We start from the raw sequence: 21,875 nt of genomic DNA, 5'->3' as shown, positions 1-21,875 counted from the left end.
CCCACCCTACGGACCTCGCCGGGCGCCGACGGCCCGCAGTGGCCACGCGGCGATCGCACCGGCGGCGCTGCAACTCAAGGCCGAGATGGCAAGGATGCTTGCGGGGCTGGTGTGGTCCAGCGCCAGCGCTCCTGCCGCGGCGCCGAGTGGAGAGGCGATGGCCAGCAGCGCCCGCTGGGTCCCGAACATCGCTCCGTGCGCCGCCGGATCGACCCACCGCTGGAGCGCGGTCGTCTCGATCGCGGAGTACGGGCCCCAGACCGCCCCCGACACAACGAAGATCGCCACCGCGGGTGGCAGCGTGTACATCGAGACGATCGGCAGGGTGACCAGACCCCACACCAGCGCACCGATCGCGTTCACCAACCCCGGTCGGCGCCGACCGAGCCAGGACGCGAGCGGTACGGTCGACAACGCCGCCACCCCGAAGGCCACCCACAACACGGTGTAGCCCGACACCCCACTGCGCAGCTGGTCGCGGGTGAAGTGCGGCAGGACGCTCTCGAACGGTCCGTACGTGAAGTAGTACACGGCGGACAAGGCGATCAAGCCCACCACCGGTCCCTTCGACCAACGCACGCGCGGCACCTCGGCGGTCTCAGGACTGGTCGTACGACGGCGCGGTAGGCGGATGGCGATCCCGGCGACGATCAGCATCATCGCGAACGGCACCAGGAACGCGCGTCCCGGGCCCAGCAGGCCGAGCGCCGGCCCTGCCAGCACGGCGCCGAGCACCATCGGCAGCTGATCACCGATCCCCAGCCACGCGTTGACGCGCGGCAGCGACTCGTCGTCGACCAGTAGTGGAGTCAGCGTTCGGGAAGCCGAGTAGGCCAACGGTGGCGTCGTACCGGCGGCCGCGCACAGCCCGATCACGACCCAGAGCGACGGGTGCTGACCCCAGCCCGCGACCGCCAACGCGCCCATCAGGACGACCCGCGCGCCCCCGTCGGCGATCAGCATCGGGACCGGACCGAACCGATCGACCGCGCGGCCACCGAGGATGCCGCCGGCAACCGTCGGGACCCGAGCAGCCACGACCAGCAGCGCGGTCTCCGCACCGGTCCAGCCCTGCGGACCGGCGATCCACAACAGCACGAACATCACGAAGTTGTCCGCCGTCGAGGCCAGCGTCCAGGCAACCGCAAGCCCAGCGACCGGCCGGCTCACGGTGACGCCTCCACGGACTCATCCACCGGGCAGGCCGAGCAGGCCGGCCAGTCGCAGAATCGGCAGGTCGCATCGGCGACCGAACGAGCCCGCGGCGTACGACGCAGGGCCGTCGACAGCAACTCGGTCAACTGCCGCCGCTCATCCGCCGTCAGCGCATCCAGCACCTCCTCCCCCGCAGAGTCCCGGGCCGCGGTCCACGCCGCGAGCAGCTCACGCCCCGCGGCCGTCAGCCCGAGCGCGAGCACCCGTCCGCGGCGCGCACGATCGACGTACCCGAGGCGCTCCAGCCGGTCGATCAGCCGGACCGTGCCGGACTGTGTGAGCCCGATCCGCGCGAACAGCCAGTCCGCCGAGCAGCCTTCGTGCGCGGCGAGCAGGGTCAGCGCGGCGAGGTCGCGCGGGCCCAGGCCCGGCGGCATCACCTCGGCCACGGCGGCGGTCAACGCGTCATGACTGCGCAGGGTCCAGGCGGCCCAGACGTTCGCTTCGGACATGATCCATTCATATGACTGGATCATGTATCGCGCAAGGCCCTGGAGTCGTACCGTGGGGACAACGACGAGCGGCACGGAGGTGCCATGAGCTTCGACAGGCCCGGACTGCCACACCCCGGTCACGAGATGGATCCCGCAGTCGAGGACACCCTCCGCGAGGAGGGCCTCGAACTCGACAAGGACGACGAGCCCGACATTCCCGACCACCCGGGCAGCAGGTCCCTCGGCCCCCAGCCCAACCCGCCACGCCGCCCACCGCACGACCCCCAGGGCTGACCTCCTCAGTTACCGTGACGCCATGGCGGTGACGATGCGCGACGTCGCGCGTGAGGCCGGCGTGTCTCCGAAGACCGTCTCGAACGTGATGAACGGGTACCCGTACATCCGCGAGGAGACCCGGACCAAGGTGCTCGCGGCGATCGACCAACTGGGCTACCGGATGAACATCTCCGCCCGGAACCTCAAGTCCGGGCGGACCGGGGTGATCGGGCTGGCGATTCCCGAGCTGAGCCTGCCGTACTTCGGGGAGCTCGCCGACCAGGTCATCGAGGCCGCCGACGAACACGGCCTGACGGTGATGATCGAGCAGACCGGCGCGGACCGCGACCGCGAGCTGACCGTACTGGCCCGGCCCCGCGGCCACCTGGTCGACGGCCTGCTCTACAGCCCGCTCGGCCTCGGCCAGGAGGACATCGATCAACTGAAGTCGAACACGCCGCTGGTGCTGCTCGGCGAGCGGATCTTCCACAGCCCGGTCGACCACGTGATGATCGACAACGTCAGCGGTACGAAGGCCGCCGTCGAGCACCTGCTGGCGATCGGCCGCCGGCGGATCGCGGTCCTCGGCGTCCATCCCGGCGAGAAGATCGGCACGGCCGCGATCCGGTACGGCGCGTATGCCGAGACGCTGACCGAGCACGGCCTCGAGGTACCGTCCGAGCTGGCGTTCCCGGCCGGCCGTTGGCACCGCGCGACCGGCGCCGAGGCGACCGAGCGGCTGCTCGCGTCCGGCCGCACGTTCGACGCGGTCCTCGCGCTGAACGACACGCTCGCGCTGGGTGCGCTGCGGGTGCTCGCCCAGCACGGCATCCGGGTCCCCGACGACGTCGCGGTGGCCGGGTTCGACAACATCGACGAGGCCAGCTACAGCAATCCGAGCCTGACCACGGTCGATCCGGGGCGCACCGAGATCGCCCGGACGGCGGTTGACCTGCTGGTCCGCCGGATGGCCGGTGACGACTCCGAACACCAGGAGATCGCCGCCCGGCACGAGCTGCACATCCGCGAATCCACCACCGGCACCAACTGACGTCTTGACGGTCCTCAGGCGGCCGTGCAATCTTTCTACACCGATGTAGTACATCGGTGTAGAAGCGTGCTCCACTCCGCCTGGAGGACAAATGCCCCCTTACTCCCCTGGGCGTCGAGCAGTACTTGGTGGCCTGCTCGGCGCGTTCGCTCTGACCGGCTGCGGAACCCTCCGCGGCAAGCCCAAGGTCCGGGAATGGAACCTCTTCGGCGGCGGCGACGGCGCCCGCCTGCTGCAGATCCATCAGCAGTACGTCGCCGAGCACCCGGACGTCGCGTTCCAGGCCCACACGCTGGCCTGGGGTCCGCCGTTCTACACCAAGCTCGCGATGTCCGCGGCCGGCGGCCGGGCGCCCGAGGTCGCGACCATGCACATGTCGCGGATCAAGGGCTTCAGCCCGACCACGATGCTCGACCCGATCCCGGTCGAGCTGCTGAACGCCGCCGGCATCCAGCAGTCCGACTTCCTGCCCGCGACCTGGGACCGCTGCGTGGTCGACGGCAAGTTGTACGCCGTACCGCTCGACCAGCACCCGTTCGTGCTCTACTACAACACCGAGATCTGCAAGAAAGCCGGGTTGCTCGGGCCGGACGGGAAGATCAAGCCGGTCAAGGGCGTGACGGCGTTCCTCGACATGCTCCGGGCGGTCAAGTCCGTCACCGGCAAGTACGCGGTCTCGGTCGACACGACCAGCCCGTGGCGGCTCTGGTACACGCTGTACGGCCAGCTCGAAGGCAAGTTCTTCAACGAGGACAGCACCCAACTGGTGCTCGACGACGCCAAGGCGCTCGAGGCGCTGGACCTGATCGCGAAGCTCGCCAGTGAAGGGCTCACGCCGCGGTCCGCGAACTACGCGGCGCTGGTTGCCCAGTTCAGCAACGGCGACGCGGGGATGAGCTTCAACGGCGAGTGGGAGGTCACGACCTACCAGACCGCGAAGCTGCCGTTCAGCATGGCGCCGTTCCCGGTCGTGTACGACGTACCGAAGTTCCAGGGCGACTCGCACACGTTCGTCCTGCCGCACCAGTCGCACCGGAACGCCGACGACACGAAGGCGACCATCGAGTACATCGCCTGGATGCTGAAGCACAGCGCCGAGTGGGCCGCCGGCGGCCACATCCCGGCGTACCAGCCGGTGGTGAAGAGTACGGAGTACCTGAACCTGAAGCCGCAGGCGGAGTACCGCAGCGTGGCGCCGAACGTGCTGTACGACCCGGACGCGTGGTTCAGCGGCTCGGGAGCCCAACTGGAGAACGAGGCGGCGGCCGCGTTCAGCGGGATCGCGAGCGGACAGGCCACCCCGAAGGCCGCCCTCGCGCAGTTCAAGGCCGCCACCCAGAAGCTCCTCGACACCCCGTCCCCGGTCTGACAGGAGGACCCTCTGATGGAAAAAGCGGACTGGAAACAGCGCTGGGGCGGGCTGTTCTTCGTGGCACCGTTCCTGCTGCTGTTCGTCGTCTTCATGCTGTGGCCGGTCATCTCCGGCTTCTGGAACAGCTTCTTCAACACCAGCCTGGCCGGCGTCAAGCACGAGTTCCTCGGCCTGCAGAACTGGCGCGATTTGTTCGGTGACCCGGCCGTCTGGTCGTCGCTGAAGAACACGCTGGTCTTCACCGCGATGAGTACGCCACCACTGGTGATCGTGGCGCTCGTGATGGCTCTGCTCGCCAACCGCAAAGGCCTGCTCGGCTGGCTGCTGCGGTTCTCGTACTTCGCTCCATTTGTCCTCCCGGCCACCGTCGTGACGCTGATCTGGGTGTGGATCTACCAGCCCGGGTTCGGCCTGGTGAACGGGCTGCTGACGGCCGGCGGCTTCGCCGAGATCGACTGGCTGAACACGGACAACCGCGCGATGCTCGCGGTGGTGATCACGACCGTCTGGTGGACGGTCGGGTTCAACTTCCTGCTCTATCTGGCTGCCCTGCAAGGGATTCCGGAGCAGGTGTACGAGGCGGCCCGGATCGACGGCGCGAACGGACTTCAGCAGTTGTTCCGGATCACGCTGCCGTTGCTGAGCCGGACGACCGGGCTGATCGCCGTACTGCAGCTGGTGGCGTCGCTGAAGATCTTCGACCAGATCTACCTGATGACCAACGGCGGGCCGAACTACGCGACCCGGCCGATCATCCAGTACATCTACGAGTCCGGCTTCACCAGCTACCGGATCGGCTACGCGTCGGCGATCTCGTACCTGTTCTTCGCGATCATCGTGATCGTCGCCGTGGCGCAGTTCAAACTGTTCTCCGGACGGGGGGAGTCGGCATGACCGCCTTGCTGGAGTCGACGTCGGTCTCGCCGACGACCAGGCCCGCGCGCAGCGGACCGGTGAAACCACGCTGGACCTTCGCCGGTACGGCGACCACCGTCGGCGCGGTGATCCTCGCGATCGTCTGGCTGGTGCCGTTGCTCTGGGCCCTCGATACGTCGCTGAAGCCGGAGCCGGAAACCACCCGCGCGCCGATCACCTGGTTCCCGCAGTCGCCGACCATCGGTGCGTACCGCAGTGTCATCGACCAGGGCGACCTGATCCGCTGGTTCCTGAACAGCACGATCGTGTCGATCCTCGTGACCGCGCTGACCCTGGTCGTGTCGGTGCTCGCGGCCTACGGCTTCTCCCGCACGACGTTTCCCGGACGGCGGGTGCTGTTCGGGATCATCATCGCCGGCATCCTGGTACCGCCGCAGGTGCTGATCGTGCCGTTGTTCCAGGAGATGACCCGGCTCGGCCTGGTCGACACGTACTTCGGCATCGTGCTGCCGCAGGTGGTCGCGCCGGTGATGGTGTTCGTGCTGAAGAAGTTCTTCGACGGCATCTCCCGCGACTACGAGGACGCCGCCCGGGTCGACGGCGCGTCCCGGTGGCGGATCGTCTGGAGCGTGATGGTGCCGATGTCCCGGCCGATCCTGGTTGCCGTCGGCATCTTCACCTTCATCGGGGCCTGGAACAACTTCCTCTGGCCCTTCATCGTGACCACCGACCCGTCAATGATGACGATCCCGGTCGGCCTCGCCAACGTGCAGGGCTCGTACGGCCTGCGCTACGCCCAGATCATGGCCTCGGCCGTGCTGGGCGGTCTGCCCTTGCTGATCGTCTACGCCTTGTTCCAGCGCAACGTCGTCCGCGGTGTCGGCGACGCGGGGATCAAGGGCTAGACACCTGATGACAGGAGCCATCCGGTGCCCTCTGCCACTCTGACCATCGACCCGGCGTTCACGATCGCGCCGGTGAACCGGCGGACCTTCGGGACGTTCGTCGAGCACATGGGCCGGTGCGTGTACACCGGCATCTACGAACCCGGCCACGCGACCGCCGACGAGAACGGTTTCCGTAAAGACGTCCTGGAACTGACCCGGGAGCTCGGTGTTTCCGTGGTCCGGTATCCCGGCGGAAACTTCGTCTCCAACTACCGCTGGGAGGACGGCGTCGGGCCGCGCTCGTCCCGGCCGCGGCGTCTTGATCTCGCCTGGCACAGCATCGAGACCAACGAGTTCGGGCTGGACGAGTTCAACCAGTGGTGTGCCAAGGCCGGTGTCGAGCCGATGATGGCGATCAACCTTGGTACGCGCGGCGTCCAGGAGGCGCTCGATCTACTCGAGTACACCAACCACCCCGGCGGCACGGCCATCTCGGATCTCCGCGAGTCACACGGCGCGTCGCCGTACGGGATCAAGCTGTGGTGCCTCGGCAACGAGATGGACGGGCCGTGGCAGGTCGGGCACAAGACGCCGACCGAGTACGGCCGCCTCGCGGCGGAGACCGCGCGGGCGATGCGGATGATCGAGCCGGATCTGCAACTGGTCGCGTGCGGTTCGTCCTCCTCGAAGATGCCGCTGTTCGGGACCTGGGAGCGGGACGTACTGCGGGAGACGTACGAGTTCGTCGACTACATCTCGTGCCACGCGTACTACGGCAACGACGACGGTGACACCGCGTCGTTCCTGGCCTCGGCGGTCGACATGGACCACTTCATCGACGCGGTTGTCGCCACCGCGGACCACGTCGGCGCAGAACTCAAGAGCAGCAAGAAGATCGGCATCTCGTTCGACGAGTGGAACGTCTGGTACGGCGAACGCTCCCGCCGTACCGACGGCCCCGGCGACCAGTGGGAGGTGGCACCGCGGCGGATCGAGGACGAGTACAACGTCACCGATGCGGTTGTGGTCGGCAACCTTCTGATCTCGTTGCTGCGGCACAGCGACCGGGTCGGCGTGGCGTGCCTCGCGCAGCTCGCGAACGTGATCGCGCCGATCATGACCGAGCCCGGCGGCGCGGCGTGGCGGCAGCCGACGTTCCACCCGTTCGCGATCACCTCCCGGCTCGCGGCCGGCCAGGTACTGCGGATCTCGCCCGACTCGCCGACCGTCCACACCGCCCGGTACGGCGAAGTGTCCGCGGTGGACGCGGTGGCGACGTACGACGACGGCAAGGTCGCGCTGTTCGCCGTGAACCGCTCGACCGAGGGGCCGGTCGAGGTCACGATCGATGTCAGCCGGACCGGGGTGACCTCGATCGACGAGGCCTTGATCGTGCACGACGCCGATCCGCTGGCCACGAACTCCGCCGCCCAGCCGGACCGCGTTACCGCACAACCGGCCGACGCGGGGCTCGTCGACGGGCGATTGACGATTACGCTACCGGCGATCAGCTGGACAGCGCTTTCTCTGCGCTGACCAGGGCTGATTGGTTCAGACTGGGTGCCCGTGAGCACCCAGTCCGACCAGCCCTCGTCCGGCCCGTCCGATCTCGCGGAGACGAATCGGCTCGAAGCGTTCAGTGACGGCGTTTTCGCGATCGCCATCACCCTCCTCGTGCTCGAACTGCACGCACCCAAGCTCGAGGAGGGTCAGCGGTTGTGGCCGGCACTGCTGGACGAGTGGCCGCAGTTCGCGGCGTACCTGGCCAGCTTCGCGATCCTCGGCATTATGTGGGTCAACCACCACTCGATGTTCCGGCAGATCCGGCGCGCCGACCGCGGGCTGATGTTCCTGAACCTGTTGCTGCTGCTGTGGGTGACGCTGCTGCCGTTCCCGACCAGCTTGTTCGCCGAGCACCTCGAGGACGACAACGGGCACGTCGCCGGCGCGGTCTACAGCACCAACCTGACCCTCGCGGCGATCGCCTTCAGCCTGATCTGGTGGTACGTACTCCGCCACCATCTGGTCGACCACACCATGTCGAAGGCGGAGATCCGTCGGTCGCTGGTCCGCTACTCGGTCGGCACGGTGATCTATGCGGCGACGATCGGGATCTCGTTCGTTTCCGCGCAGCTCACGTTGATCGTCGTGTTCCTGCTGGCGCTGTACTACGGGTTCGAGCAGGTCAGGACCCGCGGCGGAACCGCGTGATGTAGATGCCCGGGGCAACTTCGACGTCCGCGGTCTTCGTGTAGCCGCGGGACAGGTAGAGGTTGACGGCCGGGGTGTTGGCGGCTCCGGTGGAGACCTCGCTGACCGGGCGCGGCTCGAGCTCGTCCAGGTGGTCGAGCAGCGCCCGGCCGTGACCGCGCCGGGCGTGCTTCGGGTCCACGATCAGCCGGGAGATCTCGACGGTGCGCTCGTCGGGCAGTTCGTACGCGACCGCGCCGACGAGGTGCGACCCGTCGTACCGGCCGAGCCAGTGCTCGGTCGAGGCCATCAACTCGTGTAGATCCTCCTGCAGCGGTGGGATTCCGTCGAACCCGATCAGTTCGGCCTCCACGGCGTACGCGGCGTGCTGGATCTCGAGCAGCCGGGTCGCGAGTTCGTGATCGGTGACGTCGAGCGCGGTGATGAGTTGACGAGGCACGGCCGGAACCCTACCCGGCGTCAGGGGTGGAGTTCGCCGAGCAAGGCGGCGCAGGCCGGTACGAGGTCGGCGCCGTCGCGGTAACAGATGCTGATGCTCCGCCGGCCGAAGCGGTCGTCGGGACGTACGACGACACCGGGATGGCGGAAGGCGGTGAGAGCGGCCTCCGGAAGCAGCGTGACGCCGAGACCTGCGGCGACCAGGTTCTGCCGGACCACGTAGTCGTCGGTCGTGTGCCGCTCGATCGGGGCGAAGCCGGCCTCGCGACACAGCTCCAGCAGGTGTGATCGGCAGCGTTCGCAGCCGACGATCCAGGGCTCACCGGAGAGGTCGACCAGGCTGACCGGCCCGGCCGCGTACGGGCTCGTCGGGGGCACGATCAGATGCACCGGCTCGGCTCCGACGGATCGGCGGCGCAGCCCGAGGCCGAGGTCCGTCGATCGGTCGTAGCCGAAGACCAGGGCCAGGTCGATGTCGCCTCGTTCGAGGAGTGCCAACGCTTCCGGTGGCTCGGCGTCGACGAGCGTCACGTCGATGTCCGGGTACCGGTGGTGCACAGCGGCGACGGCTTTAGGAACGATGGTTGCGAGCGCGGACGGGTACGCCGCCAGTCGTACGCTTCCTCGTCGCAGTTGGGCGATGGCGGCCAGTTCCTCGTCTGCCAGGTGTAGCTGGCCGGCGACCGTGTCGGCGCGGGCCAGGAGCAGGCGACCGGCCTCGGTGATCTCGACCCCGCGGGGCCCGCGCAGCAACAGCGGCGTACCGACCTCACGCTCCAACGCAGCCAGGTGCTGGCTGACCGCCGGCTGGGTCCACCCGAGCTCGCGCGCGGCGGCGCTGATCGAGCCGGCTCTGGCCACCGACCGGAAGATCATCACTCGACGTAGATCCACAGCCATAAGTCTGGCTTTGAGGTGACCCAGGAACAACAGGGATTCTCTTCAAGCTCGGTCGCTCCGAGAATCGACGCATGATGACCATTGGGCTGATCGGCGGGCTGAGCTGGTACTCGACCGTGGAGTACTACCGGGTGATCAACGAGGAGACGCAGCGCCGGCTCGGTGGGCACGCCTCGGCGAAGATCGCGCTGCAATCACTCGATTTCGCCGAGGTCCGGCGCTATCAGCAACTCGGCGACTGGGCCGGGGCCGGACGGCTCCTGGCCGAGGCGGGCCGTCGCTGTCAGTTGGCCGGCGCCGACATGATCCTGATCTGCTCGAACCTCATGCACAAGAACGCCGAGGCCGTCGCCACCGCGGTCGACGTACCGCTGCTGCACGTCGCGGACGCCGTCGCACGTCGCGCGGTGACAGACGGACTCACAAAGGTCGGACTGCTCGGCAGCTGCTGGGTGATGGAGGAGGACTTCTACCTCGCCCACCTGCGGTCCGCGGGCCTCGAGGTCGTCGTCCCCGAGCCGGCCGACCGAGAGCTGGCAGACCGAATCATCTTCGACGAACTCACCCAAGGCCTGATCGTGGACCGCTCACGAGTCGCATACACCACCATCATCAACCACCTCGCCACCCAAGGCGCCGAAGCAATCATCCTCGCCTGCACCGAGATCGAACTCCTGATCAGCCCCGCGGACTCCCCCTCCCCCTCCTCGACTCAATGCAACTCCACGCCCAAACAGCCGTCGACGCCGCCCTCCAGACCAACACCCCCGCACCGGCGCACACCGCACACTGACTCACCAGCCAGCGAGAATTGGGGTTGGGATTGGGGGTGGGTGCCGTAGGTTGGGGATCTGTCTGATTGAAGTGGGGATCTTTTGAGCGCGAGGGTGTTTCGGGATGCGTACGGCGTGCCGCAGTTGGAGGCCGGGGACCCGCTCGCGCTGGTGTATTTGCAGGGGGTGAACGCGGCCCGGGACCGCGCCTGGCAGATTGAGTTGGAACGGCGGCGGTGTCTTGGGACGACTGCTGCGTTCCTCGGGGTGGAGGCGGTCGGGTGGGACGTGTTCGCGCGGCAGGCGCGGTTGGCGGACACCGCACGGCGATGCTTCGAGGCGCTCGACGCGGCGACCCAGGAGTGGGTGTCGGCGTACGTCGACGGGGTGAACCACGCGCTGCCGGGCGGAGCGCGGCGGGCCCCGGAGTTCGCTGAGACCGGGTTGACGTTGGAGAAGTGGGAGCCGTGGACACCGCTCGGGATCTGGCTGGCGGTACATATCCTCTTCGCGGGGTTCCCGTCGAAGCTCTGGCGGACGCATGTCGCCTCGCTGCTGGGCGACGAGGCGCTCGAGTTGTTCTCGTCGGAGGGTCCGCATGGTGCCGGGAGCAACGGTTGGCTGATCCCTGGTTCGCACACCGCTTCCGGGGCGGCGATCGTTGCGGGTGATCCACACAGGTACGTCGAGAGCCCGGGCGTCTATCAGCAGATCCGGCTGACATGTCCGGAGTACGACGTACTCGGGCTGGCAGTGCCGGGAATTCCGGGGCTCGCGCACTTCGGGCATACCGGGACGGTCGCGTGGTCGATCACCAACGCGATGGCCGATTACCAGGACCTGTACGCCGAGCGGCTTCGCCGGACGTCCACTCGTGTAGAGGCGCTCGGCCCCGGCGGATGGAAACCCGCCACCGCACACGCGGAGATGGTGGAGGTCGCGGGAGCGGACCCGATCGAGATCGAGGTGATCGAGACGGACCGCGGCCCGGTCATCATGAGCGGCGCCGGCGAGGACGGAGCCGAGGGGGCTGTTTCGTTGCGGTATCCGGCGCGCGTCAGCGGCCGGCTTGGCTTCGAGGCGATGGAGAGGTTGCTTCGGGCAACTAGTGTCGCCGACGTGGACGCGGCGTTCGACGGCTGGGTGGAGCCGGTCAACGTCGTACTGGCCGCTGATACCGCCGGCGGTCTGCTGCACCGGACCGCGGGCGTCGTGCCGCGCCGGGACCGGGCGAACATGTTGCGGGTCGTACCGGCCTGGGACGCCGGGCATGAGTGGAACGGTTGGCTGGACCTGCCGCGGGCGGACGTGCACGGGCCGGCGGTGATGGCCAATGCGCGCGAGCTGGCGGCGCCGCTGGGCGTGGAGTTCGCGGCACCGTATCGCGCAGACCGCATCCGCGAACTGGTGAACGCCCGCGACGACTGGTCCGTCGACGACATGCCCACCATCCACCGCGACACCTACCTCGGCTCGGCCGGCTCCGTCCTCGACCTGCTCACCGGCCTCACCGACCTCTCCGCACAGGCCATTGCCCTCCGCAACGAACTGTTCGCATGGGACCGGCGGATGGACGCCGACAGTACGACGGCCTCGTCGTACGCCGCTCTGCGCAAGGCGCTGATATCACGGCTCACCGACCACTTCACGGTACTGGAGAACGCCGACGTCGCGGACATCTTCACGCCGTGGATGGACCCGCTCACGCACGTCTCGTACGCACTGGAGAACCTCATCGCGACGGATCTCCTCCCGCAGATCAACGTCAGCTGGCTCGCCCGCGAGGCACTGGAGGAGGTCGCCGCGAACGGCCCGCGACCGCCCTGGGGCGAGACGCACCAACTCGCGCCCTTGCACGCTCTGCGCGGTCCACTGTTCGCGCCGGCCGAGGAACCGATCGACCTCGGCCTGTCCGGCGACCACCACTGCGTGATGTCGACGTCGAGCCTGCCGGGGCTGACCGACGTGTGCATCCGCGCGTCGGCGGCCCGGTACGCCTGGGATCTCGCGGACCGCTCAGCCAGCCGCTGGATCGTCCCGCTCGGCGCCTCCGGCGTACTCGGCGATCCGCACCACCACGACCAACTCCCGCTCTGGCTGAACGGGTCGCTGGCGCCCGCCCTCGGGCCAACGACGCGGGAGAACTCAGGCTTCCACCTCAACGTCGACAACTTCGGCACAGTCCACATCGGCGAGGCAGATCCTGAGCGCGACCTGGACCTGATCCACGAATGGGTCACGGCGGACCGCGCGGTCTTCTGGGGCATGCAGTCGCTGTCGCGGGACGAGATCGCCGCGACGTACCGGTTCCTGGACTCGGTGCCCACGCATCACGTGTACGTCATACGGCTCGACGGCGCGCCGGTGGCGTTGCTGCAGACGTACGACCCGCAGGCGGATCCGGCCGGGGCGGCGTACGACATCGAGCCGGGCGATCTCGGCGTACAGCTGCTGATCGCCTCGGGCGACCGGCGCCCCGGCTTCACCGGCCACTTGATCGACGCGCTGGCGACCTTCGTCTTCGACCACCTCGGCCACCCGCGCATCGTCGTCGAACCGGATGCGCGCAACGCCGCCGCCGTCAACCGCCTCCGCCGCAGCGGCTTCACGCTCGGCCCCGAGTCGAAGATCAGCTACCCCGACGGCACCACGAAGGCGGCACAGTTCGCCTTCCTGACCAGGACGACCAGGACGACCAGGAAGGTCAGTCCTTGACCGCGAGCACCGCGGCGATCAGGCGCTGGTAGTCGGTCAGGTCGTCGGGCTCGTCGTCGTTGCGCCACTCGATCGCGGGAACCAGCCCGGGCTCCAGCACGGTGAAGCCGTCGCCGTACAGCGCGAGGATCTCCTCGTCGGTACGCCAGCGGCCGCGACCCAGCGAGCCCTGGAGGACCTTCTCGAGTTCCTGGCTGCGGGGGTCGTTCTCGCTGCGGAAGTGGCTGATGAAGACGTGACTGCCGGAGGCGATCCGGTCGCGCCAGAACGCGACGATCGCGGCCGGGTCCTCCTCGTCGTTGACGTGGTGGAGCACCGCGCTGAAGATCACGCCCACCGGCTTGCCGAAGTCGATCAGCCGGAGCGTGTCCTCGTTCTCGATGATGGTCTTCGGGTCGCGCAGGTCGGCCTGGATGACGGTGGTGTTGTCGTTCTCGGCCAGCAGCGCGCGGCCGTGGGCGAGCACGATCGGGTCGTTGTCGACGTACACGATCTTGGTCTCGGGCGCGTACCGCTGGGCGACCTGGTGGACGTTGTCCGCGGTCGGCAGCCCGCTGCCGAGGTCGATGAACTGGCGGATCGGCGTCGTCCGGACGATCTGGTCGACCGCGCGGACCAGCGCGCCGCGGTTGTCGTACGCGATCACCCGCGAGCCGGGCAGCTCGTTGATGAACCGGTCGCCGAAGGCGCGGTCGACGGCGAAGTTGTCCTTGCCACCGAGCAGGTAGTCGTAGGTCCGGGCGATACTCGGCTTGGTCGTGTCGAAACCGGGGAACGGCGGCTTGTCTTCTGCGTCGGCCATCGCGCGGGGGTCCTTCCTGGTCGTGACTGCTGTCACTCTATGCGACCCAGGAACTACCTCGCCCCCGACCCCGGCCTGTCTCGCGCAGCGCCCCCTGGCCGGCGCCCAAAAGCCACCGGCCGGCACCGCAAAACCCACCGGCCGACGCACAGGAACCACTGGCCGGCGACGTCGGCCGTCGCCGGCTGCTGGACGTGTGGACTCAGTTCAGTGTGTGTTTCGGTACCGCTTGGTGGCCGGACGGACGGCGCTCGTGAGTGGTCGAGGTGGTCGTCTCGTGCACCGTGTGGTCCGGGGTGCGTGGCGCCGGGCAGACGGGGCCGCGGTGGATCGGACCACCGCCCAGCTTCCGGCTCTTCCACTGCTTTTCTTCGTAGTCGTAGTAGGTGTCTACTCCTCCGACTGTCATCCGGTCCTCCCGTCTAACCCCCCGTCCCCTGCTGGCCAATCCACAGTCGGTCACGAAAGACCAGCAAGACAAGTGATTCCGGAAATCACCACGGATCAACATGCTCGAACGCCGGGTTCTGTTGGAATGACCCACAAACGTGCGGTTTGTCCGGTAAATCTCAGACGGCGACGATCGCCACGCCGTGACCCGGCAACCAGACGCCACCGATCCCGAGGTCGGCTTCGCCGAAGGACATCACCAGGTAACCCTCGGCCGTCTCGAGCGGAACCACCGCCTCCGTGGCAGCCAAATTGGCCACCACGCGCAGGCTGCCGCGCTTCACCACCAGATAGTTCTGCTCGTACTCGATCTCGACCGAGGTCAGCGAGTCGTCTCGCAACTCCGGCATCCGCGCCCGGAACTTCAGCAGATGCCGGTACCACTCCAGCAGCTCCCGGTGCGGCGCCTCGTCCGGCTCGGACCAGTCCAGCACCGAGCTCCGCCAGGTCTCCGGGTCCTGCGGGTCCGGAATGTCCTCCGCGTCCCACCCGAACTCCGCGAACTCCCGCCGCCGCCCGGTCCGGACCGCGTCCGCAAGCTCCGGCTCCTCGAAGTCGGTGAAGAAGCGCCAGGGCGTCGAAGCACCCCACTCCTCCCCCATGAAGATCATTGGCGTGTACGGCGATGTGAGCACGAGCGCGGCGCCGATCGCGACCTGTCCCGGCGTCAGCTTCGGCCGGTCGCCGAGCGCGCGGTTCCCGATCTGGTCGTGGGTCGCGGTGTACGCGAGGTACTGGCCGCCGCGGTGCGTCCGCGGATCGACCGGATGCCCCCACACCTTGTGCCGAAAGGTCGAGTACGTCCCGTCGTGCATGAACACCTTGGTCAGTGTCTTCGCGAACGCCGCGGGCTCGCCGAAGTCCACGTAGTACCCGAACCGCTCTCCGGTCAGCAGCGAATGCAGCGCGTGGTGGAAGTCGTCGTTCCACTGCGCTGTCATCCCCTTCCCGCCCTCCGACACCGGGTCGACCGTGCGCGGGTCGTTGAGGTCGGACTCGGCCACCAGGCCTAGGGGTCGTCCGAGCTGCGCGGACAGTGCTGCGGTTTCAGTGGAGAGCTGCTGAAGCACGTGGACCGGGCTGTCGTCCACCAGCGCATGTACGGCGTCCAGCCTCAGCGCGTCGATGTGGAACTCGCGAAACCAGCGCAGGGCGTTGTCGCAGATCCACCGGCGTACCTCGTTGCTCCCGGTGTCGTCGAGGTTCACCGCCGGGCCCCAGGGCGTGTCGTGCTTGCTGGTGAAGTACGGGCCGAAGCTGGAGAGGTAGTTCCCGCTCGGGCCCAGGTGGTTGTAGACCACGTCCAAGCAGACAGCGAGTCCCGCGTCGTGGCAGCGGTCCACGAAACGCTGCAGCGATTCCGGTCCGCCGTACGGTGCGTGTACGGCGTACAGGTCGACGCCGTCGTACCCCCAGCCATGGACGCCGGGGAACGCGGCCACCGGCATCAGCGAGACCACCTCCACGCCCAGCACGGCCAGGTAGTCCAGGTGCTCGGCCGCGGCGTCCAGGGTGCCTTCCAGGGTGAACGTGCCGATGTGCAGCTCGTAGAAGACCGATCCGCGGATGTCACGGCCGGTCCAGCTGTCGTCGCTCCATTCGAAGCGGGCCGCCTCGAAGACCCTGCTGAACCCGTGCACCCCGTCCGGCTGCCAGGGGCTGCGTGGATCGGGCAGAGGATCGCTGCCGTCCACGGAGTATGCGTAGTCGGTGCCGTGGTGCGCCTCGGCCACCTGGCGTTCCCACCAGCCGTCGTCGACCGAGCGCATCGGCAGTACGCCGTCCCGCAGCACCAGGTCGACATTTGTTGCTTCGGGCACCCAAACGCGGAACGTATGCATGTCAGCTCCTGACGAGCAAGGCGACGGGCAGGTCGGTCAGCAGGTCGGCGATGACGGCTGCGCCCTCGACTTCCCGCCCGGTCAGCACGTTCTTCCACCGTCCGCTCGGCAGTACGACTGTACTGTCGCCCCAGCCGCCTAACCGCTGCAGCGCTGCGGGCAACCGGGTCGCCACCGTGATCACGGCGTCGCCACGTGCGAACGCGACCGCATGTCCGTTGGACGTAGGCAATGGCGTGTAACTGCCTGCGAAAGCGTCCGGGTACTGCCGGCGGAGGCGGAGCGCCCTGGACGTGACGAGCAGCTTCTCGTCGGACAGGTCGACGGGCTTACCTCCTGCATCCAGGTGCTGCAGCCGCTCGATGCGACGCTCGTAGTCCACGGGCCGCCGGTTGTCAGGGTCCACCAGCGACAGGTCGACCAGTTCGGTCCCTTGGTACACGTCAGGTACGCCGGGCATCGTCAGCTGTACGAGCTTCTGCCCGAGCGTCGCCGCTCTCACGAAGTCCGTCTGCTCGTCCGCAAAACGCCGTACTGCTTCAAGAACCGTGTTGTCGCGGAGGACCGCCGTAGCGAACGCTGCGACGGTCTGCTCGTACTCCTCGTCCGGGGAGGTCCACGAGGTGAGCTGCTTGGCCTCTCGCATCGCCTTCTGCAGATAGCCCTGCATACGGTCCTCAGCAAGCGGACCGTTGTCCCACGTGCCGAAGAGGGTCTGCCAGAAGAGGTACTCCGTACTGCCGTCCAGCAACGGACTGCGGTGGTCCTCCGACAGGCGGCGCCACTCGCGCACGGCCTCCGCCCAAGCGGCCGGCTGCTCGGACAGGACACCCAGCCGCGCACGTACGTCCTCAGAGCGCTTGGTGTCGTGCGTGGACAGCGTGGTCATCGTCTTCGGCCAGTGCGTGTTCAGCCGGGACGCGTACGCGTGGAACTCCTCCGGCGAGACACCGAAGTGCTCCGGATCGCCACCGACCTCGTTGAGCGACGAGAGCCGCAGCCACCGGTAGAACGCGGTGTCCTCGACGCCCTTGGCCATCACTGGACCACACGTCTGCTGGAACCGGACGACCAGCTCGGCCCGGGCCTTCTCGTCGATCGTGCTGCTCTCCCGCCCGAGCAGTAGATGCAGTACGACGTCCAGCGTCTCCTGACGGTCCTCGTCGAGATTCGCCCGGGCCTTCTCGGCCGCCCGCTCCATGGCGGCCACAGCCGTAGCGGGCGCCTCCTCACCAGGGACGACGTACGCGCGGTAGATGTCGAACTGGACGAGCAGCTCTGCCACGACCTCGTGGAACGCCCGTCGGGTGTGGTCGCGCAGCCGGACGTCGTCCTGGCAGATGCGAGCGAGCAGCTCGACCAGGCGGTGCACCTCGGCGTACTGACCGTGCTGGACGATCTCCCGCTTCGCCTGCTCCACAACCTGCCCGAAATCGGCCGGTGCACCTGTGAGCTCGGAGTGGAGTGCCGCCAGCGGTGCCGCGCCGGCAGGGTCGATGAACAGACCGCCGACTCTCAGCAGAGCGTCGTACCCGGTGGTGCCCGCGCAGGGCCAGTCTCGTGGGAGCTCCTCGTCGCCTTCGAGGATCTTCTCGACCACGACCCACGCGCCACCGGTGCGCTCTGCCAGGCGGCGGAGGTACCCACGGGGGTCGGCCAAGCCGTCCGGGTGGTCGATGCGGTAGCCGTTGAGCTTCCCTTCGTGCAGGAGCTCCAGCAGCAGTTGGTGCGTTGCGTCGAAGACCTCCTGCGTCTCCTGCCGTACTGCGGCGAGCGTGTCCACGTCGAAGAAGCGCCTGTAGTTCAGCTCCTCGTCCGCGACCCGCCAGTGCGCCAGCCGGTACCACTGCTCGGTGACGAGCTCTTCGATCGGCAGTCCCTCGGTGCCCGGGCGTAGCGGGTACTCGTGGTCGTAGTACCGCAGTACGTCGCCGTCGACCGACAGCTCGTTGTCCGCCAGCACCTTGCCGATCCGCTGCCCTAGTACGGCCATCAGCAGGGGCTGGTTCCCGGCGCCCCAGTCCACGTCGAACCAGTCCGCGTACGGCGAACCGGGCCCGAGCCGCAGCACCGACCACAGGGCCTTGTTCAGGCTTTCCGGCGTCGGTACGGCGACGTGGTTCGGTACGACGTCCGCGACCGCGCCGAGCCGGTACTGGGCCAGCCGTTCGGAGAGCCGGTCGAAAGCGGGCCGGCCGCCCATCGGCTCGGACAGCCGGCTGTGGTCCACCACGTCGTACCCGTGGGCGGAGCCGGGTGCCGCTTGCAGGATCGGCGACAGGTAGGCGTGCGAGATCCCCAGGCTCGACAGGTACGGGACCATCGCGGCGGCATCGTCGAAGCCGAACTCCGCGCGGAGCTGAAACCGGTAGGTGGCCTGCGGGACCTGGTTCATCCGGCGGCCTGCCGCGGGCGGGTCATCACCAGCATGCTGCGGGCGTCCAACTCGACCGTCGAGCCGGCGGCGTGCGCGTCGGCGTCCCCGGTGCCGGTCGGCGTGGTCGTGTCCACCACGACCGTCCAGCTCTCGCCGTACTCCTCCGGTGGGAGCAGGAAGTCGACCGGCTCGAAGTTGCCGTTCAGCAGCACCAGGAACGAGTCGTCGACCACCGGCTCACCCCGCGAGTCCGGCTCCGAGATCGCGTCGCCGTTCAGGAACACCGCGATCGCGCGGGCGTCGTCGCGCTGCCAGTCGCCGTTCTGCATCTCTTTGCCGTTCGGCGTGAACCAGACCAGGTCGCCGAGCCCGTCGATCCCGGTGTCGCCGTGGAAGAACCGGCGCCGACGCAGTACCGGGTGGTTGTTGCGCAGCCGCACCAGTGCCCGGGTGAACTCCAGCAGGTGCTTCTGCGGTTCCTGCAGGTCCCAGTCGATCCAGGACAGCTCGTTGTCCTGGCAGTAGACGTTGTTGTTGCCCTGCTGGGTCCGCCCGAGCTCGTCGCCGTGCGCGATCATCGGTACGCCCTGCGAGATCAGCAGGGTGGTCAGGAAGTTGCGCTCCTGCTTGGCGCGCAGCCGCAGTACCTCGGGGTCGTCGGTCGGACCCTCGACACCGCAGTTCCAGGAGCGGTTGAAGCTCTCGCCGTCGTTGCCGCCCTCGCCGTTGGCCTCGTTGTGCTTCTCGTTGTACGAGACGAGGTCGCGCATGGTGAAGCCGTCATGGGCGGTGATGAAGTTGATGCTCGCCAGCGGCCGGCGGCCGTCGTCCTGGTACAGGTCCGACGAGCCGGTGAGCCGGGACGCGAACTCGGCCAGCGTGGACTTCTCGCCGCGCCAGTAGTCGCGGACGGTGTCGCGGTACTTGCCGTTCCACTCGGTCCACAGCGGTGGGAAGTTGCCGACCTGGTAGCCGCCGTCGCCGATGTCCCACGGCTCCGCGATCAGCTTCACCTGGCTCACCACCGGGTCCTGCTGGACCAGGTCGAAGAACGCCGACAGCCGGTCGACCTCGTGGAACTGGCGGGCCAGCGTGGCCGCCAGGTCGAAGCGGAAGCCGTCCACATGCATCTCGGTGACCCAGTAGCGCAGCGAGTCCATGATCAGCTGCAGTACGTGCGGGTGACGCATCAGCAGGCTGTTCCCGGTACCGGTGGTGTCGTAGTAGTGCTGCTTGTCCTCGTCCACCAACCGGTAGTACGCCGCGTTGTCGATGCCCTTGAAGGACAGCGTCGGACCGAACTCGTTCCCCTCGGCGGTGTGGTTGTAGACGACGTCGAGGATCACCTCGATGTCGGCCTCGTGCAGCGCTTTCACCATCGCCTTGAACTCGGTCACCTGCTGCCCGCGGGTCCCGGTGGACGCGTAGGCGTTGTGCGGTGCGAAGAACCCGATCGTGTTGTACCCCCAGTAGTTCGACAGCCCGATCTCCTGTAGGTGCCCGTCCTGGGCGAACTGATGCACCGGCATCAGCTCGATCGCGGAGACCCCGAGCTCCCGGAGGTGCTCGATGATCGCGGGGTGCCCGATGCCGGCGTACGTACCGCGGATGTTCTCCGGCAGCCCGGGGTGGGTCTTGGTGAGGCCCTTGACGTGTGCCTCGTAGATGACCGTCTCGTGGTACGCGTGGCCCGGCGGGCGGTCGTTGCCCCAGTCGAAGAACGGGTTGGTGACCACCGAGAGCATGGTGTGCTCGCGGTTGTCCATGGTGTTCAGCTCGTCCGGCTTCTCGAACCGGTAGCTGAACAGCGACTCGTCACCGTCGATCTGGCCGTCGACGGCCTTCGCATACGGGTCCAGGAGAAGCTTGGAGGGATTGCAGCGGTGCCCGTCGGCCGGGCTGTACGGACCGTGCACACGGAAGCCGTACCGCTGTCCGGGCTGCACACCCGGTAGGTAGGCGTGGAAGACGAACCCATCCACCTCGGTCAGCGGAACCAGCTGTTCGGTTCCGTCGTCGCCGAGCAGCGACAGGTCAACTCGTTCGGCAACCTCCGAGAACACTGCGAAGTTCGTCCCGGCGCCGTCGTACGTGGCGCCGAGGGGGTAAGGACGACCAGGCCATTTCTGCACCTGACGACAGTAGCCACCCGGACCCCCAGGCACCGCATGGCGGTCGGTTTCAGTTCTGAGAATTCGTCAGATACGGGTCGTACGGAAGTCTGCGGGCGCAGGATTCGCTAACCTACGGCGATGAGAATCTCACGCGGAGTACTTGTTGTCGCTGGACTGCTGACGCTGACGTCCGGCGCGAAGCCGTGCATCGTGGGCGGGACGGTGACCAGTGTCACCGAGGCGCCATGGGTGATCGCGCTCAACACCACGCAGTCCAACTCGTCCAGCGGGCGGTACTGCGGCGCTGCGCTCGTGAAGCCGGACAAGATCGTCACGGCTGCCCACTGCATGGACGAGGCGACCTCGACGTACTACGCGGTGCAGGGCCGGGCCGACCTCGGAGACCCCACGGTCGGACGGGTGTCGGCGATCAGCAAGGTGTGGATCCACCCCGGGTACAACACGAAGAACAACCGATACGACATCGCCGTACTGACGCTGGCGAAGCCGTTCACCGGGGTGCCGGTGCTGCCCTTGGAGACGCGGGCCCGGGCTGACGCGGCGGGCGCCGTACCGACCGTCTACGGCTGGGGCGAGACGCAGGACACCGGGCCGGACGAGACGCTGCAGAAGGCCGCCGTACCGGACCTTGGCGACAAGACCTGCTTGGCGAACAAGAGCTACGTCGCGAACGGGTACGCCGCTGCGACGAACGTCTGCGCCGGGTATCTGCAAGGCGGCACCGACGCGTGCCAGGGCGACTCCGGTGGACCGCTGGTCCTCAACGGCCGGCTGCTGGCAGTAGTGTCCTGGGGCGAAGGCTGCGCCCAACCAGGCAACCCCGGCGTCTACGCCGAGATCGCACCCGTCGCCAAAGCACTCGAGGCGCAGCTTCGGCAGGATCGTTGAGCCCGAGTCACAAGACCGCGCCTCGCGGCGCGAGCTCCAACCCGGCGACTCCCCGCGCGAACAACACGAGAAGCCGGTCACCATGTCTGCACCGGAGCACACCGGCATCGCTCGCCAGCGCTGCCACGGCGCGCTCGACCACCTCGTCATCCGCCACATCGGCCTCCTCGTAGGTGACATCAAGCTGGTCACCGCTGACGAGCCGAACCCGCAACACGATATGTGCCATCTCAG

20 protein-coding genes are annotated in these 21,875 nt (G+C 67.9%); 10 read left to right on the top strand and 10 right to left on the bottom strand.

The window, feature by feature from the left end; genetic code table 11:
• Positions 1 to 6: 6 nt before the first annotated feature.
• Entirely contained in the window at positions 7 to 1,170 is a 1,164-nt protein-coding gene (locus FB475_RS19115; RefSeq protein ID WP_141857580.1) for an MFS transporter, read from the bottom strand.
• Complete coding sequence (locus FB475_RS19110; protein WP_141857579.1) at positions 1,167 to 1,667, bottom strand: MarR family winged helix-turn-helix transcriptional regulator; 501 nt, start codon at positions 1,665 to 1,667, stop codon at positions 1,167 to 1,169. Before FB475_RS19110 ends, FB475_RS19115 begins: the two co-directional genes overlap by 4 nt.
• Positions 1,668 to 1,751: 84 nt before the next feature.
• Between FB475_RS19110 and FB475_RS19105 the strand changes: the two genes are divergently transcribed.
• The 7 genes from FB475_RS19105 to FB475_RS19075 all read left to right on the top strand — a co-directional run bounded on the left by FB475_RS19105 (position 1,752) and on the right by FB475_RS19075 (position 8,322).
• Positions 1,752 to 1,943 carry a hypothetical protein gene (locus FB475_RS19105; protein WP_141857578.1) on the top strand — a complete coding sequence of 64 codons (192 nt, stop codon included), beginning with the start codon at positions 1,752 to 1,754 and terminating at the stop codon, positions 1,941 to 1,943.
• 22 nt (positions 1,944 to 1,965) lie between these two features.
• Complete coding sequence (locus FB475_RS19100; protein WP_141857577.1) at positions 1,966 to 2,976, top strand: LacI family DNA-binding transcriptional regulator; 1,011 nt, start codon at positions 1,966 to 1,968, stop codon at positions 2,974 to 2,976.
• Between the two features lie 91 nt (positions 2,977 to 3,067).
• Entirely contained in the window at positions 3,068 to 4,345 is a 1,278-nt protein-coding gene (locus FB475_RS19095; RefSeq protein WP_141857576.1) for an extracellular solute-binding protein, read from the top strand.
• A gap of 15 nt (positions 4,346 to 4,360) precedes the next feature.
• Positions 4,361 to 5,242 carry a carbohydrate ABC transporter permease gene (locus tag FB475_RS19090; protein ID WP_141857575.1) on the top strand — a complete coding sequence of 294 codons (882 nt, stop codon included), beginning with the start codon at positions 4,361 to 4,363 and terminating at the stop codon, positions 5,240 to 5,242.
• The gene (locus FB475_RS19085; protein WP_141857574.1) at positions 5,239 to 6,129 is read left to right on the top strand and encodes a carbohydrate ABC transporter permease; all 891 of its coding nucleotides are present in this window, start codon (positions 5,239 to 5,241) and stop codon (positions 6,127 to 6,129) included. The genes FB475_RS19090 and FB475_RS19085 overlap by 4 nt, the downstream gene beginning before the upstream one ends.
• Before the next feature lie 24 nt (positions 6,130 to 6,153).
• A complete protein-coding gene (gene arfA, locus FB475_RS19080) occupies positions 6,154 to 7,647 on the top strand; it encodes an arabinosylfuranosidase ArfA (RefSeq protein ID WP_141857573.1) in 1,494 nt (497 codons plus the stop codon).
• A 30-nt stretch (positions 7,648 to 7,677) separates the two neighbouring features.
• Positions 7,678 to 8,322, top strand: coding sequence for a TMEM175 family protein (locus FB475_RS19075; RefSeq protein ID WP_185759306.1), 645 nt, complete (start codon positions 7,678 to 7,680; stop codon positions 8,320 to 8,322).
• Here FB475_RS19075 and FB475_RS19070 read toward each other — a convergent pair.
• Both FB475_RS19070 and FB475_RS19065 read right to left on the bottom strand, forming a co-directional pair.
• A complete protein-coding gene (locus FB475_RS19070; RefSeq protein WP_141857571.1) occupies positions 8,297 to 8,761 on the bottom strand; it encodes a GNAT family N-acetyltransferase in 465 nt (154 codons plus the stop codon). The two genes, FB475_RS19075 and FB475_RS19070, sit on opposite strands and share 26 nt — an antisense overlap.
• 20 nt (positions 8,762 to 8,781) lie before the next feature.
• Positions 8,782 to 9,654, bottom strand: a complete 873-nt coding sequence (locus FB475_RS19065; RefSeq protein ID WP_141857570.1) for a LysR family transcriptional regulator — start codon at positions 9,652 to 9,654, stop codon at positions 8,782 to 8,784.
• A 77-nt stretch (positions 9,655 to 9,731) separates the two neighbouring features.
• Between FB475_RS19065 and FB475_RS19060 the strand changes: the two genes are divergently transcribed.
• Together FB475_RS19060 and FB475_RS19055 are read left to right on the top strand one after the other, a co-directional pair.
• Positions 9,732 to 10,502: an aspartate/glutamate racemase family protein gene (locus FB475_RS19060; RefSeq protein WP_202878363.1), complete on the top strand. Its 771-nt coding sequence runs from the start codon at positions 9,732 to 9,734 to the stop codon at positions 10,500 to 10,502.
• A 66-nt stretch (positions 10,503 to 10,568) separates the two neighbouring features.
• Positions 10,569 to 13,148: a GNAT family N-acetyltransferase gene (locus FB475_RS19055; RefSeq protein ID WP_238332225.1), complete on the top strand. Its 2,580-nt coding sequence runs from the start codon at positions 10,569 to 10,571 to the stop codon at positions 13,146 to 13,148.
• Here the strand turns inward: FB475_RS19055 and FB475_RS19050 are convergent.
• The 5 genes from FB475_RS19050 to glgX all read right to left on the bottom strand — a co-directional run bounded on the left by FB475_RS19050 (position 13,138) and on the right by glgX (position 20,750).
• Complete coding sequence (locus FB475_RS19050) at positions 13,138 to 13,950, bottom strand: SAM-dependent methyltransferase (RefSeq protein ID WP_141857568.1); 813 nt, start codon at positions 13,948 to 13,950, stop codon at positions 13,138 to 13,140. The genes FB475_RS19055 and FB475_RS19050 overlap by 11 nt on opposite strands.
• Before the next feature lie 202 nt (positions 13,951 to 14,152).
• Positions 14,153 to 14,359 carry a hypothetical protein gene (locus FB475_RS19045; protein ID WP_141857567.1) on the bottom strand — a complete coding sequence of 69 codons (207 nt, stop codon included), beginning with the start codon at positions 14,357 to 14,359 and terminating at the stop codon, positions 14,153 to 14,155.
• A gap of 160 nt (positions 14,360 to 14,519) precedes the next feature.
• Entirely contained in the window at positions 14,520 to 16,241 is a 1,722-nt protein-coding gene (treZ, locus tag FB475_RS19040; protein ID WP_141857566.1) for a malto-oligosyltrehalose trehalohydrolase, read from the bottom strand.
• Position 16,242: 1 nt separating this feature from the next.
• Positions 16,243 to 18,636 carry a malto-oligosyltrehalose synthase gene (gene treY / locus FB475_RS19035; protein ID WP_141857565.1) on the bottom strand — a complete coding sequence of 798 codons (2,394 nt, stop codon included), beginning with the start codon at positions 18,634 to 18,636 and terminating at the stop codon, positions 16,243 to 16,245.
• Complete coding sequence (glgX, locus tag FB475_RS19030) at positions 18,633 to 20,750, bottom strand: glycogen debranching protein GlgX (RefSeq protein WP_141857564.1); 2,118 nt, start codon at positions 20,748 to 20,750, stop codon at positions 18,633 to 18,635. The genes treY and glgX overlap by 4 nt, the downstream gene beginning before the upstream one ends.
• 120 nt (positions 20,751 to 20,870) lie before the next feature.
• Here glgX and FB475_RS19025 point away from each other — a divergent pair, with 120 nt between their 5' ends.
• Complete coding sequence (locus tag FB475_RS19025; RefSeq protein WP_141857563.1) at positions 20,871 to 21,641, top strand: S1 family peptidase; 771 nt, start codon at positions 20,871 to 20,873, stop codon at positions 21,639 to 21,641.
• Positions 21,642 to 21,648: 7 nt separating this feature from the next.
• Here the strand turns inward: FB475_RS19025 and FB475_RS19020 are convergent, their stop codons facing one another.
• A complete protein-coding gene (locus FB475_RS19020; protein WP_141857562.1) occupies positions 21,649 to 21,870 on the bottom strand; it encodes a hypothetical protein in 222 nt (73 codons plus the stop codon).
• Positions 21,871 to 21,875: the final 5 nt, after the last annotated feature.

This window comes from Kribbella jejuensis, assembly GCF_006715085.1.
Taxonomy (GTDB): domain Bacteria; phylum Actinomycetota; class Actinomycetes; order Propionibacteriales; family Kribbellaceae; genus Kribbella; species Kribbella jejuensis.
Note: the sequence above shows the minus strand (reverse complement) of the source record. Positions and strands in the feature narration are given on the sequence as shown.

Coding starts and splice junctions, on each gene's coding strand:
- FB475_RS19110 (WP_141857579.1), bottom strand. CDS start 1,667: ATGTCCGAAGCGAACGTCTGGGCCGCCTGGACCCTGCGCAGTCATGAC.
- FB475_RS19105 (WP_141857578.1), top strand. CDS start 1,752: ATGAGCTTCGACAGGCCCGGACTGCCACACCCCGGTCACGAGATGGAT.
- FB475_RS19100 (WP_141857577.1), top strand. CDS start 1,966: ATGGCGGTGACGATGCGCGACGTCGCGCGTGAGGCCGGCGTGTCTCCG.
- FB475_RS19095 (WP_141857576.1), top strand. CDS start 3,068: ATGCCCCCTTACTCCCCTGGGCGTCGAGCAGTACTTGGTGGCCTGCTC.
- FB475_RS19090 (WP_141857575.1), top strand. CDS start 4,361: ATGGAAAAAGCGGACTGGAAACAGCGCTGGGGCGGGCTGTTCTTCGTG.
- FB475_RS19085 (WP_141857574.1), top strand. CDS start 5,239: ATGACCGCCTTGCTGGAGTCGACGTCGGTCTCGCCGACGACCAGGCCC.
- FB475_RS19060 (WP_202878363.1), top strand. CDS start 9,732: ATGATGACCATTGGGCTGATCGGCGGGCTGAGCTGGTACTCGACCGTG.
- FB475_RS19050 (WP_141857568.1), bottom strand. CDS start 13,950: ATGGCCGACGCAGAAGACAAGCCGCCGTTCCCCGGTTTCGACACGACC.
- FB475_RS19045 (WP_141857567.1), bottom strand. CDS start 14,359: ATGACAGTCGGAGGAGTAGACACCTACTACGACTACGAAGAAAAGCAG.
- treZ (WP_141857566.1), bottom strand. CDS start 16,241: ATGCATACGTTCCGCGTTTGGGTGCCCGAAGCAACAAATGTCGACCTG.
- treY (WP_141857565.1), bottom strand. CDS start 18,636: ATGAACCAGGTCCCGCAGGCCACCTACCGGTTTCAGCTCCGCGCGGAG.
- FB475_RS19025 (WP_141857563.1), top strand. CDS start 20,871: ATGAGAATCTCACGCGGAGTACTTGTTGTCGCTGGACTGCTGACGCTG.
- FB475_RS19020 (WP_141857562.1), bottom strand. CDS start 21,870: ATGGCACATATCGTGTTGCGGGTTCGGCTCGTCAGCGGTGACCAGCTT.